The 13071-nt window shown below is 37.0% G+C and carries 15 protein-coding genes and 1 pseudogene; 8 read left to right on the forward strand and 8 right to left on the reverse strand.

What is annotated here, in order from left to right:
• Positions 1–83: 83 nt before the first annotated feature.
• The 6 genes from VP97_RS00390 to VP97_RS00415 all read right to left on the reverse strand — a co-directional run bounded on the left by VP97_RS00390 (position 84) and on the right by VP97_RS00415 (position 2654).
• A complete protein-coding gene (locus VP97_RS00390) occupies positions 84–254 on the reverse strand; it encodes a hypothetical protein (protein WP_156153366.1) in 171 nt (56 codons plus the stop codon).
• Positions 255–268: 14 nt separating this feature from the next.
• Positions 269–448, reverse strand: coding sequence for a hypothetical protein (locus VP97_RS00395; RefSeq protein WP_050179636.1), 180 nt, complete (start codon positions 446–448; stop codon positions 269–271).
• A 5-nt stretch (positions 449–453) separates the two neighbouring features.
• The gene (locus VP97_RS00400) at positions 454–741 is read right to left on the reverse strand and encodes an acetate and sugar kinases/Hsc70/actin family protein (protein ID WP_050179637.1); all 288 of its coding nucleotides are present in this window, start codon (positions 739–741) and stop codon (positions 454–456) included.
• On the reverse strand, positions 741–959 hold the full coding sequence (locus tag VP97_RS00405; protein ID WP_050179638.1) for a hypothetical protein: 219 nt from the start codon (positions 957–959) through the stop codon (positions 741–743). The genes VP97_RS00400 and VP97_RS00405 overlap by 1 nt, the downstream gene beginning before the upstream one ends.
• Complete coding sequence (locus VP97_RS00410) at positions 943–1368, reverse strand: acetate and sugar kinases/Hsc70/actin family protein (protein ID WP_050179639.1); 426 nt, start codon at positions 1366–1368, stop codon at positions 943–945. The genes VP97_RS00405 and VP97_RS00410 overlap by 17 nt, the downstream gene beginning before the upstream one ends.
• A gap of 392 nt (positions 1369–1760) precedes the next feature.
• Complete coding sequence (locus VP97_RS00415) at positions 1761–2654, reverse strand: transcription termination/antitermination NusG family protein (RefSeq protein ID WP_050179640.1); 894 nt, start codon at positions 2652–2654, stop codon at positions 1761–1763.
• 1072 nt (positions 2655–3726) lie between these two features.
• On the opposite strand from VP97_RS00415, the gene VP97_RS00420 reads away from it, so the two are divergent.
• From VP97_RS00420 to VP97_RS00430, 3 genes are all read left to right on the forward strand, one after another.
• The gene (locus VP97_RS00420; RefSeq protein ID WP_050179641.1) at positions 3727–4026 is read left to right on the forward strand and encodes a hypothetical protein; all 300 of its coding nucleotides are present in this window, start codon (positions 3727–3729) and stop codon (positions 4024–4026) included.
• A gap of 28 nt (positions 4027–4054) precedes the next feature.
• Complete coding sequence (locus VP97_RS00425) at positions 4055–5344, forward strand: FtsZ/tubulin family protein (RefSeq protein ID WP_050179642.1); 1290 nt, start codon at positions 4055–4057, stop codon at positions 5342–5344.
• Between the two features lie 597 nt (positions 5345–5941).
• Positions 5942–6856, forward strand: coding sequence for a hypothetical protein (locus tag VP97_RS00430; RefSeq protein WP_050179643.1), 915 nt, complete (start codon positions 5942–5944; stop codon positions 6854–6856).
• 186 nt (positions 6857–7042) lie between these two features.
• On the opposite strand, the gene VP97_RS00435 is transcribed toward VP97_RS00430, so the two are convergent.
• Positions 7043–8173 (reverse strand): replication initiation protein, encoded by a 1131-nt coding sequence (locus tag VP97_RS00435; RefSeq protein WP_050179644.1) that lies wholly within the window; start codon positions 8171–8173, stop codon positions 7043–7045.
• 1221 nt (positions 8174–9394) lie between these two features.
• Between VP97_RS00435 and VP97_RS00440 the strand changes: the two genes are divergently transcribed.
• Positions 9395–10096, forward strand: a complete 702-nt coding sequence (locus tag VP97_RS00440) for a C40 family peptidase (RefSeq protein WP_050179645.1) — start codon at positions 9395–9397, stop codon at positions 10094–10096.
• Between the two features lie 144 nt (positions 10097–10240).
• Here the strand turns inward: VP97_RS00440 and VP97_RS00445 are convergent.
• Positions 10241–10567: pseudogene (locus VP97_RS00445) on the reverse strand (four-helix bundle copper-binding protein).
• Between the two features lie 149 nt (positions 10568–10716).
• Here VP97_RS00445 and VP97_RS00450 point away from each other — a divergent pair.
• The 4 genes from VP97_RS00450 (at position 10717) to lepB (ending at position 12814) form a co-directional block, all read left to right on the forward strand.
• Positions 10717–11415: a response regulator transcription factor gene (locus VP97_RS00450; protein ID WP_050179646.1), complete on the forward strand. Its 699-nt coding sequence runs from the start codon at positions 10717–10719 to the stop codon at positions 11413–11415.
• Positions 11416–11532: 117 nt separating this feature from the next.
• Positions 11533–11679 carry a hypothetical protein gene (locus VP97_RS23610; RefSeq protein ID WP_156153367.1) on the forward strand — a complete coding sequence of 49 codons (147 nt, stop codon included), beginning with the start codon at positions 11533–11535 and terminating at the stop codon, positions 11677–11679.
• A 33-nt stretch (positions 11680–11712) separates the two neighbouring features.
• Positions 11713–11925, forward strand: a complete 213-nt coding sequence (locus VP97_RS00455) for a D-alanyl-D-alanine carboxypeptidase family protein (RefSeq protein WP_050179647.1) — start codon at positions 11713–11715, stop codon at positions 11923–11925.
• 388 nt (positions 11926–12313) lie between these two features.
• Positions 12314–12814 carry a signal peptidase I gene (lepB, locus tag VP97_RS00460; RefSeq protein ID WP_050179673.1) on the forward strand — a complete coding sequence of 167 codons (501 nt, stop codon included), beginning with the start codon at positions 12314–12316 and terminating at the stop codon, positions 12812–12814.
• The last annotated feature ends 257 nt before the right edge of the window (positions 12815–13071 follow it).

Consider the following 13071-nt stretch of genomic DNA (forward strand, 5'->3'; position numbering starts at 1 on the left):
CGGCTGTCGGATGTCTGAATACGACCACCACCTTTCCGAGAAACAAAATAAAAAACACACCCTGAGTGCCTTAGCTGATCCTATTACAGCTTCATACCGAACGAGGATATCATGGCAGCGGCACTGTCTGTCATTGCCTTTTCTGTTACTAGTTCTGCCTGACGCTCTATAACAGGTGAATTTGTTTCTTTCCTTGAACCTGCTTGGACAGATGCAAGTTTATCGAGCAGTTCCTGATGATGCTGTTCATTCACTTTTCGCATAGCCTCTAGTTCGGCCAGGATTGAACCTGCTGCTTTTTATTTAAGATGGCCCTGCAGGCAAATAAAAGCAGGTTTCGGATAGCCTCACTTCGGTTGAAGTCTGGAATATCGTCCAGCCATTCGTATAACTCCTGATCCCCTTGCTTTAAATGCAAGCCGTAGCGCTTTTCCCATTTTTGCTCCATAAACGTCACATCATGCTTTGCGTTGGTTTTTGGCCAAAAATAGCTTTTCCCAAACGCAAATAACCAATTGCATTGGCAAATTGGCTTTCCTTAACACTAATTAACCTGTTATCCAACAATGGCTGGATATTGGGTGCAAATAATTCTCCGCCTCCGCCGGCTAAGAATATCCCCTCATATAAATCTGATTCTTCTGCCCAAATGCTTTTGAGCTGGTCTGTGATGTTTGCAGCAATCAATTTTTTGCTTTTGCCGATCACACCACTGAAATCAATGTATTTGCCTTTGTACATTACATGTTCGTCGCGCCAAATACGGCTGACAAAAACTCATTCAGATCCGCTCCGCCAGTTTCAGCTTTATAAGCCTGGCGAATATCCTGGTGCAGATTAATTACTCCTTCATCGGCTGTGCCGGAAAGCCTTGCTTTCGGCAAAAAAGAACCGCCGGGCTGCATCTCGACCACGTCGAAATTTGTAGTCCGAAAACTAATATCAATCAGCCCAATCACCGCCCCCCTCGTTCATCAAATGCGGGTATGCAAAACTTCCTTCATGATTAATCAGCGCCGAAAAAACAGCGGATGCACCCTGCGGGAAAATAAGCGCCTGGTCAATGGACATTTTTCGTTCTCTATTCGCCAGTGGCCCTGTTTTCCATTCGATGTCCGGCTGAATTCCTGTAGTAATCAAGCGGAAGACCCGTTGCCAACTGAATCCTCTCCACGATTCATCCGCTACAGCCTGAATAGCCGAATTAAGCAGTATATTTGTATACGTATGGCTGAATCTTTCCCATTCAAATATTCTTGATGCGGATCGAGACTCTTTTGCCAGATCCCCGACAAAATAATCTTCTCCTGCAAAATAGATATACATATTTGATAATGCATCAGTGTTCTGACCAAATAAGCCGCTCATTCCTCGTTCATATCCCTTTCATACCAGCGAAGGAAACAGTGCCTGCTTGCCTGTAGAAGATATAGCTTTTACATATCCCTACCCTAGATCACCCGCTACTTTTTCCATCGGATCACATTCTCTGGTTTATTTGATTGAGCTGCTCCTGCTTAATTAGCCGTTAAAGCAGGGGCTTCTTCGCCAAAGACTGATAAACTGCAGCCCATTGTCCAAAAAAAGCATGGCTTCGCCATCCCGTAAAACGATTAAAAAAATCATTTCCAGGCTGAATCGTTATTTATTCAGTTTTTACTTTTTTCATAAAACCCTCATTTTCTGCATTAGCCGGCTCATTGCTTCTTTACAGGCAGGTTAATACTCTAAGTGCAAGTGTGTCTTATGAAAGCGGCAATCTAGCTGCTCACCTCCAGCCGCAGTCTTCCTATAAACGTTCTAACAAAATCGGAGTCTCGTATTTCCTGTCCAAATGAAGCATGCTGTTTCTTGTAAATGTACACAAGGAGCGGCACTGGCAGTGAAAGAATTTCCCTTTTTCCACGAATAAAGGAACGGCACTTTTCAAACATGCTTTGAAGCGGGCTCTTGTCGTCAGTAAGTTCTTTTAATTCATCCAGCTGATCAGCTACAGAGGCCTCATGTTTTTCATCTCCCTCTGTTTCCTGATTGGTTCCTGACATATTCGCCTCATGCAACTGCTCTTCTTCACTTTTCTCCTCTGTTTCCGCAGCACATACTTCGACTGCTGGCGTCAGGTCAATCTTTTCAAAAAACTGTTCCATCTCTTCATCAGGTATAGAGTAAGAACCCACAACCCCTATCACTTTAGGAATCGAGTTAATGAGATGCCACACTCTTTTAGGGATCTCGAATAAGTCTTCTTTCAGCTCCAGCAAAATATAGCCTTTTAATACACTTTGAATACATCTGCCTCGGTAATTCGTGTTTTTTAGCTCCTCTGATTGCTGGGCGATTTCTTTCTGGTATGATTCACGCATACGCTTTGTTTCATCACTATCATCCGCCGGATCGATCCCGGCATAGGCTGCGCGCAGGTTGCTTAAGTTTTCTTTAGTGCGTTTTGTATGCAAATAAGCGGTCATATCACCATTATCTAAAAAATCAGATAAATTTTCTGAGTTTAATTCTCTTCCAAGTACTTGCGTGACAGTCTCAAGCGCATAAATCCCCTTCACTTGAAACTCTTTTCTCTTATAAAAAATAGATTTCAGCATTTCTTTCGCATCCACTTCTTGGCCGCTTTTCACTTGAATTGCAAAGAATGACATATCTATTCCTCTCCTTTTTTTAACCAGCTGAAATGAGCCAGTTAAAATAGTTAGGTGAATGTTCGTCTTCTTGCTAAGTCCGGTCCAACAGCGTCAGTGAAAATAAATATTTAATCATTTGTTTTCGTTATAGCATTCTACTAAAATAAACTTTCAATACTTTTGGATCTTTTTGTTAAATTTGGCTTCATTGTATGTAGGTATCGAGCATCTGTCAACCAATTTTTAGTATTTTGGTAGTTTTATACCATATTTGTAAATCAACAAGTTTGTTTATCCCATAGGGATCCGGAGAGTAAACTCATGGAAAAATTAGGAGAAAGGATGTACTACTCATTCCTAGCCTTATGTGAAACTTAAAGCCATGCCCTCTTATGTCTGCGCTTACGAGTTTTCTTGATTTCTTAAATCTTCTTGGATCAAAATGATCTGCTTATTTCGGTTATGTACGTTCATCTCCTTCAAAAAATAAGACCTTCCATCCCAACAAAGAAGCCAACTCTTTGATTTGAAAAAATTTAAGTTTGTAAGTAAGTGCTTTGCAATTCTGCTTGTTTTCGTCTGATTGTGATGTCCTCCCTAAAAGTATATATTTGTTGTATTAAAACCTTGATTTATACATTTATTGTATCTCGGTGCATTGCTTCCCCCCCTCTCTTTATATAAAGTCCCTGAATTAAAAAACATCATTTCAAACAATTACTTCTTCAACCATTTTAGGCTGCTTTCCATACACGACCTGATGTACACGAACCAATCATCATCGTTTGTGATTGGTAAATGACTATTGCGATCATTATCGTTTGCCAGCGTTAACAACAAGATCGCTCAAAATCGTTTGCCAGCGCTGATAAGCGTTTAGCTAATTTGCAATCATTCTCGTTCTTGAACAGGAAAAAAGGTTTTCAGCTCCCTTCTCAAGAATTATTCAATAGGAATTTTATATATTGACTTCCACCATTTGCTTGAATTATGATTGAGAGGCATTTACTGCCGCAATAATTGATGCTGTTACATGCATATATTGAATCTAATAGCCGCAGTTATTGCGGCAGTTGGGAGGTTTTAAAAAATGAACAATCATGAAGTTTTTCATATCTTGCATGAAAGGCTTAAGGAAGGTGTTTATTTTTTAGCTGCACTAGAAAACCAGCCTATTTTAAAGGATAAACTTAAAGATGAAGTGAATAGTTTATACAGGTCTTTTAATAACCGCGATTTGATCAATTCAAGGCATACACTGGATACCTGGACTGCCCGTTTAGAAGGTGCAGGTTTAGTTGATGTTCAAGAAGTCGGCCGGGCACGAATGTATTCTATATCCGATTTAGGGAGAGAGATGATCGAGCATGTCCAAGCGCAGAATAGCTAAAAAGATGAATAAGAAGGGAAGAAATTATATGAATACTACAAATAACATCGGTTTAACTCAAAACGTTGATATCAGTTTGAAATTTGGATTTTTAGGTTTGGGGATGGGCGGTTGTTCTATCGCAGCAGAATGTGCGAGCGTAAAAACCACTGACAACAAAAGCCTTTATACAGCGGTTTTAGTAAATACAAACTTAAAGGACTTTGAGAAAATTAAAGACCGTGAAAAAGAAGCCATTCACGAAGTGCCGCTCAAAGGTTACGAAGGCGGAGCCGGACGTGATATTGAAAAAGGTGAACAGGCTTTTATTGAAAACAAAGAAGCTGTTTTAAAAAGTATTGAACGTAATTTCTCTGATAGAGACTTTGTATGGATCGTGGCTGGTTTAGGCGGTGGTACTGGAACGGGCGCTGTTTTAGAAGCGATTGATATGCTTTACAATTATGGTTTTGAGAGCCGATTCGGACTAATTTTAACTCTTCCAAGAGATAATGAAGGCGGCAATGTTTTAGGAAATGCAATCGAAAGAATGCAGCAAATTTCAACCGCTATGCAGGCAATGGGCGCCATTCTAATTGTAGATAACCAAAAATTATATACGGAGTACATAAACAAGCCAGGTAATGCCGCTAAAAGTATCGATGATTTCTTAAAATACTGTAATTCTTATGTAGCCGACACTCTTCATGAAATCAACGTCGTAACCAACAGCTTTGCTCCTTTTGGAGATAATCACTTTGATGCCAGTGAGTTTGCCAATCTGATTCAAACCCCTGGGTTTATTTCTTTATCAAAATTGGAATTGGGAACCCCGCCAGATCTGGACAATGATTCTGCATTTAGCAATAAGATTTCAGGTGCTATCGAAGATGGCGTGCTATCAGACGGATATGACTTTAGAAAAACAGAACGTGCTGCCGTAAGTGTAGTTACAAATCAAACGACCGCAAAAAGTCTCTTTAATCTTCAATTTACAAACAAAATGGACATCATCATGGATACTTATGCGCAAAAAGCCAGTGAAAAACCAGTAGCAACGTATGTTCATCCTACTCTTTCCGGTATCAAGTTTTACTTGGTCTTTGCCGGACTCGGGCTTCCTAAACGAATCGCAGCCATTCAGCATAAAGTAATAGAATTTGATGAAAGTAGGCAGGAAGAAGAAACAGATGAAGTTTTAGCAAGCTTATCTGCTTTTACCCGAGTAAAAAAAGAAAAAGCAAAACCAACTGCTGGAAGCCTTTTTAAAAAATTAGATTCTTCTGCTGTTCAAAGTGAATCAAAACGTGACTATAACAGCTTGTTCGGCAAGAAATAACATAAAAAAGACTCCGAAATTGGAGTCTTTTTTTTACAACCTTTTTATTTAGCGCTACTCGAAAATCATTACCATTCTAAACTAAAAACCGCAAAAATCCTTTAAAATCAATGGCTAACGCTCCCGAACGAACTTTAGCGTTTAAAATCATTATCGTTCTTGATCAATCAAAAAGCGCTCTAACGCGCGTGTATTCATAAAATAAACAAATCCATTAAAATTAAAACTTTGTTTCTCATTTATTTAATCCCTATTTTAACACTTTTCTTCTTTTTTAATTCCCTATAACAACTATACAAAAAATCATTAAAATTCGCATACGTAATTCTGTTTTATCCAGTAATATCGATAGTTAGCGCAGACAAACGATAATGATCGTTAAAGATCATTATCGTTTTTGATTAGTTCGTAAACGAAAGAAGGAATCAATATCGAAATTGATTTTAAAGTAACCGATCATTATCGACTTCGATCATTATCGTTTGGTATATTTAGCGCAATCGCTGTTGTTCGTCTGAGGCCTTGTAAATATTGATTTATAAGTATTTGTTAGGTATCATTAGTGTTAAGAAGTAAAAGGGGACGGAGGTATAAGTGATGGATAATTTGAATATGAAAGAAATCCTGATTAACGAATTCAAAGACGATCCAATTTACAAACTTTGCTTGATAAACAAGTTAGAATCACATTTGTTTACCGAAAGCATTTTAGAAATGCATACAGAAACATCTTATAGCACAGTTGAAGCAGGAAAAATTCTAGGCCGTAATGATTCAACCATTCGAAATCATTTTCGTTCAGATCTTATTGAATATATTGCCCCGGAGCGTTATGGAAAATATTATCGTCTGGACTACATAAGTGTTTTTAAATTACAAATGGTCTTTGTCCTTATGGAGAAGGCAGGGAAAGGCTCTGTAGATATCCTTGTAGAAGCAGGAATTCACGCATCAGAGTTATTTACATCCAGCGGCATTAAAAAGCCTGTACGGCCAGAGTCCAATGATTTGAAGGTTATTAGAAGAGAATCTGACCAGGATGATATGATTGGCGACCGGTTAAATGATTTAGAAAAAAACCTAGCCATCCAAACGATTCAATTAAATATGCTTAAGTATGAAAAAGACCTCAACGAACTGGACAGAATTATTGGCGAAAATAAATCCTCTATTGAGCTTATTAAGCTCAATGAACAAAACCACTATCTTGAACAGCGGCAGCTGCAGTTGTTATCCGCGTCTTTAAATAAATCTTTTGAGAAAAAAGGATTATTTGGTTTTATAAAGAAACCAGATAATCTTAATGTAGATATAATTTCAAAAGAATTGGATGATGGTTTGAAGGTCAAGAAGGACCAAATCGTAAAAGAAAAAATTAAAACTCACCAAGAGAGAATCGAAAAAGCAGAGGAAGAGAAAAAAGTAATCCAGAAGAGCTTGGAGATTGAGAAAAAGAACTTTGAAAAATTAAGTTATTCAAGTGTTCCAAAAGCGATTACAACCAGTACGTGAGCCGTACTGGTCTTTTTCTGGGTTTAAAATCTGTCGTACAAGGTTGCGGACTCAATTATCCAACAACAAAAGCACCTAACCAAACATGGCAGGCGCTTTATAAGAATAAGCTGGTTAAGAAGTATGTCTAAAAAAACTCAGTTACATTCCACTTGCGTTTCAGGACATCTTACGTATAAAAGGGAATTAATTTGCTTTTTCTTTCCTTGCTTTTAATTCGGCTTGCAGCTTCGCTTTCTTTTTTAAGAACTCTTCATCATTGTCTTCAAAAGTAAGTTCCTGCTGCTGATTCTCTTTTTGTTCCACAAACCAGGAAGGCAGAAGTTCGGTTCTAATTGTATTTTTATAATTATCCTGTACGGTAATTTGCCGGTGGTCTTTGCCGGTTTCAATATACTTTACTTTTTCATTCAAAATATATGTAACGAAGGCTAAATGGTTTTCTATGGTGCTTTTCTTTACAGAATCTTTAACAAGCAAGACCAATTCATCGGTACTCGCTTTATTCCATATTTTATTTGCAGCGTCAAGCCACTTTTTATAAATCTTATTTGGTAAATCGTACCCTTTTTTATCTAAAATCATTTTTAATTCGTGAAGTAACGGATCATCCAAAGCTTCTTCCACACTAATGATTTCCTGTTTTCCAAGGATTTTTGATTGAATAAAAAAGCGGAGTGAAACAACTTTTCTTCCTTCCTTAATTTCTTTAAAATCAAAGCTTATGTCTGTCTTTTCATTAATTTCTTTCATAGAAGGGACAATCACTTTTCTTTTAAAATCAGAGTACATCTGGTATCCATTTTCATCAAGACCTAGAAAAAGCTTTAAGTCGGTAATTTTAATGGTACGTTCCCGAATATTTAAATATTGTTTCAGCAATTCATAAATCCTTATGCTGTTTCCGCTTTTCAGCAAAAGTATATGCTTGAGGTTCAGCTTTGTAAAATCCCGTTTTAAGTCTAATAAATACGGCTTTAAAATAGGATCAAAACGCATGTCAATCGTACCTTCCTGCTCATTATAAGCAACGAGCGACAGCCAGTGGAAAGAGTAAATGGTTTTTCCTTGTTTTACTTCCAGGACTTTTTTCAATAATTCAGTTGTGATTTCCCTAATTTCTGAGTATTTGGGTGAACCCTTCAGCCCCATCATTTCATTAAAATTTTTAACAGATATTCGATAGAGCTTTAAATCATCATCATTTTTTTCAATCTTGGAAATCAAATAGAGGATAATTTTCTGCTCGCGCATGGATAACTTATATTTAGCTTCGATTAGGTGATTTGATTTTACAATGATCTCCTTGTTCTCCAAGTTCTACACCCCTTTTTATCATCTTAACATAATTCTCTTAAAAAAGAATAAAGTGTGGACTTTTTTTAAACTAATCCACAATTCAGCAAACCGAATTCGTCCATATTTAAGACCGAATTTGTCCATATTTAATCCTCTTTAAAAAGCGTGTGACTTGGTTTATTAAGTGGTAATAGTTGCTTTGTTTAAACATTTCTGTTATAAAACCGAATTTGTCCATATTAAAAATCAAAATCATTACGATTAGCTCGGTTGAAATAACGATAAAAGCCCTGAAACCGAAACTGTCCATATTAAAAACCGAATTCGTCCATGTTTAAACCGAATTCGTCCATGTTTAAACCGAATTCGTCCATGTTTAAACCGAAACTGTCCATATTAAGACCGAATTTGTCCATATTTAGAACCGAATTTGTCCATATTAAAAAACCGGATTCGTCCGCATTAAAAACCGAATTTGTCCATATTAAAAACCGAATTTGTCCATATTAAAAACCGAATTTGTCCATATATAGGCCTTGAGAACCCTTATATATCAAGGTTTTCCAGCTTCCTAAAAGTTTAAAAGGTTTAAAAGTGTTAAAATATATTGTTAAAAGCAACAAAAGGATTAGCTGCTTAATCAACAGGCAATAATGAACTTCAAGAATTCAAAAACCTGCTTAGGGACAGTAGGGCACGATATTAGCCATCAATACTGAGTTACAATCTTCCTAAGTTTTATTTAGACTGGATATGTTAGAAACTTGTCACTTTTGCTACATATGGGCTAATAAATCCGCAAGCACAATAATTTTATTGATTAAGGGGGCCTGTTCTCTGTGTGATACAATCGAAATTTGCAGGTTTTACAAATGGCTTTCCTTTCCAATAGTTCGATTTTTGAAATGATCATATCAAACTGATGTCTATCAGCCCTTGAAAATCACTTTCAAAAGTTGACCTGGGCATATATGAAGACATGCACAGGTCAATTTTATCTCATATTTTGAAAGAGTAAGCATTTCTACTAGGAGAGTTAGTAACACAAAAAATTGAAAAACTAGACAGTATTCAACCTATATGTTTCTTTTTTATTCGAATATTCAGGCACCGTTCCCCGATAATTTTATCAAATTCATATTTTCTGCACATTTTGTAATGGAAATGTTACCGAATAAAAGTAAAAATGGTGATAAGATATATACATAATAAGCAGGTTGTTCAGGGGGACAGGGCATAATGAAAGCGAAAAAGTTAATAATGGCCTTCACAGCAGCAGGTATTTTATTTACCAGTCCAATTATCAGTAACGCAGCCTTGGGAGATCAAACTTTAAAAGAGGGCATGACCCATAAAGACGTAACCGAGTTGCAAAGTGTACTTAAAAACAAAGGGTACTTTACAGTTAATACCACTACATATTTTGGTTCCGTAACGAAAAAAGCTGTCATAGACTTTCAAAAGAAAAAGGGTTTAAAGGCTGATGGCATTGTTGGGCCAAGTACATATAAAGCATTAGGAGTTTCGGTGACAAAAAACACATCTCCAAGTCAAGTGAAAAATACTTATACATATGAACCAGCTAAGCTTGTAAAGGTAGCAAAAAAATATATCAATGTCCCTTATGTCTGGGGAGGAAATACACCAAGCGGTTTTGACTGCAGCGGATACTTGAAGTATGTCTATCAGGAGAGTCAGGGTATCAATATTCCAAGGACAGTAGCGGAGATTTATACAAAGGGAACAAAAGTATCCGCACCACAAGTTGGAGATTTGGTTTTCTTTGAAACGTATAAACCTGGGGCTTCCCATGCAGGCATCTATCTAGGAAACAACGAATTTATTCACAGTTCTTCTTCCCAAGGAGTTGGAATCAGTTCTATGAACAACAGTTACTGGTCTAAACGTTATTTGGGTGCAAAGAGAATATCAACGAATTAAAAGGGGCTGATAATCAGCTTCTTTTTTCATAGCAACTTTTTAAGCAAGACCTGAAGAATTAGCTGTGAAGGTAGAGTTTAGTCTTCAGGTCTTTTACCGTTGATCTCATTCGTTTCTCAATGTCCGTTTGACCGGAATGGTATCTTAAGATACCATACTGCGGCACGTTTCCGCACATTTGAAACATGCTTCGGCACATCGTTGGCAATGATCATCATCGTGCTTCTGGCATTCATTTCCGCATGCTTCACAAATTTCTGCACACAGCTGACAGATTTGTGCTGCGAATGGGCTGTTTCTTTGCATAGATTGTGCTGCAAGAGCACAAATCTATGCGCATTCGCGGTCTAATCGGATACAATCCTCCATCAAATGGGCATGTTCTTCAGATAAACATTTATCGAAACACGCGTTACAAGCCTCTAGACACTCCAAACAAGCCTTAATACAATCGTGGAAATTATGGTTCATTGTTGTACCTCCTCTTAAAATTTAAATTCCCTAAATATATTGCCCGCTTTTTTTTATTTAAACGAAAAAAACAAACTCCATCATTTCTGCACAAGTTTTTTCGATAATTAACTACAGTTACATTTTTCAAGAAAAAGGTGGTGCTATTTTTGCATTCTATTTTGATATTAGAAGGCAAAGAAGATCGATTAAACCCGCTACATTCACTTCTGAACAAGGAAGAAATAAGAAGTTTACGGGCGGTGTCTGAAGACGATATCATACATACAGTTCAGAATGAACTGATTGATTTGTTTATTCTTGATCTAACCTCCTCTGTTAGATCGTGGTTGGAAATGTGTAAAAGAGTAAAGGGTCTTTCTAACATCCCTATTTTAATCTTAACGGAAAGAACTGATAAGGAATCGATCTTAAGCGGTCTCTATGCTAGAGCGGATGACTTCATGACTAAGCCAATAGACGAGGACATCTTTTTAGCAAAAATTAAAGCTAATTTAAGAAGAGAAGGTCTTATAAGTTTGAGTGAAGTCCATTTTAATGGCTTGGTGTTAAATAGAGAAAGGTATGAAGCCAAATATGGGGATGTAATCTTATCATTGACTCAGAAAGAGTTTAATCTGCTGGAATGTTTCTTAAGCAATAAAAATCAGTTTTTAACACGAGAACATTTAATTACACAAATTTGGGGATATAAATACACAGATACCCGCACAGTTGACTCTCATATAAGAAACTTACGGGGAAAATTAAGGGAAGTTAAATTTCCTGTAGATGACCACTTAAGAACATCATGGGGGCATGGATATATATGGGTAAGCGGGGGAAGGAAGGAAGAAAACAGCTCGTAATAAATCTTAATAGCATATAAATAGATATTTATTTTTTAATAAATCTGTAAGCATGTTTCATAATGCACATTTACTTAATAGGATGTAAACGATATAAAATTATTGGAGGCGGTACTTATGAAGCGTGGATTTAAAGGGCTGGTTATGGTAGCAGCTTTATCAGCAACGCTGGCTGCATGTGGAAATGGCGATTCAAACAACTCGGATAGCAATATGGAAGGCATGGACCATGAAACCATGGATATGGAGAATGAAGAAAGCTAAAGCAGCAACTGAGTATCCGAGAAAATTGATAGCTTGGGGAATGATGCAGGTATTGCTATAGCAGAGCACTTGGATGGCAGTGTTGAAAAATTTTCAACTAACCTAAATGAATATTTAAAAACAAAGGTCAAAGTTAAAGATACAAACTTCGGAAATATTTATGGTTTATTTGATGCAGATTATGTAATAATTGCCTACGATATGGCAAAGAACACGGAATACGTGATGAAAGACAAAGAGTTTTAAGAGATTTTCGGGCTAAAAAATGGTAGAGTGGATTGGAATGCTTTGTGAATGGTCAGATGCTTTTTCAGCCTCTCTGCCAGAATAGTTGAGCGGAAGTTCGTTCGTATATTCAAGTTTATTGGCTGTAACAAAAAAGGCAGCCTTTTCGTTTCACAAAGCGGGTACTTACTCTGTCCCTTATCTGGAATTCTGCCCTAAAAGGGTAGAATTGAGGTGCTCTGCCGGCAAAATCTGATAGACCAAACTTAAGATCATTTTCTATTTAAAAAGACGTGAGGATGAACCACATATCTCCTATTTAGAATTTGTGGTAACACTAGTAAACCACACTTGTACTTTAAAGAAAGGGGAAGGAAGATTGAGGAAAAGTCGAAAAAAATCAGAATCAATGGAATGGGTGAAGGCCATTGTAGCAGCTTTTGTAATAGCTGGAGGCATTCGTGTATTTGCATTTAGTCCGATAATTGTAGATGGAGAGTCAATGATGCCTACCCTGCAAAACGAAGATAAAATGATTGTAAACAAATTTAACTACAAGTTCAAAGAACCAGAAAGATTTGATATTATTGTTTTTCATGCAACTGAAGATGAAGATTATATAAAACGTATAATTGGTTTGCCGGGAGACCGTATTGAATATAAAGATGATACTCTGTATGTAAATGGGAAGGCATATGCAGAACCTTATTTAGCTGAGTATAAAAAAGAGTTTTTAGATGAACCGTTAACACAATCTTTTACATTAGAAGAAACACCAGTCGGAAGTGAAACTGTTCCTGAGGGGTACCTGTTTGTAATGGGGGATAATAGAAGAAATAGTAAAGATAGCAGACACATTGGAGCTATTCCAATAGACCAGGTGGTAGGGGACACAAAAATAATTTATTGACCTATAAAGGACGCTGGCATAACCGAATAATAGTCCTATTTTATGTTACCGAATTGATGGAATAAGCCTGAAAAAGGACACAAGATTATCTTTCTTTTTATAATTACAGACTTTCCAAGCGGGAAAGCCCACTTCTTCAGAGGTGGGATGAGAGCGAGGTCGAACCGGGCATGTCTTTTGACATGTCAAAGGTTCGATTTTTTTATTGTTTCAATTTTAGTATTTGTGTATCGAACATACATTTGGTATGCTTATTC

The sequence above is a fragment of the Domibacillus robiginosus genome (genome assembly GCF_000966195.1).
Lineage (GTDB): Bacteria > Bacillota > Bacilli > Bacillales > Domibacillaceae > Domibacillus > Domibacillus robiginosus.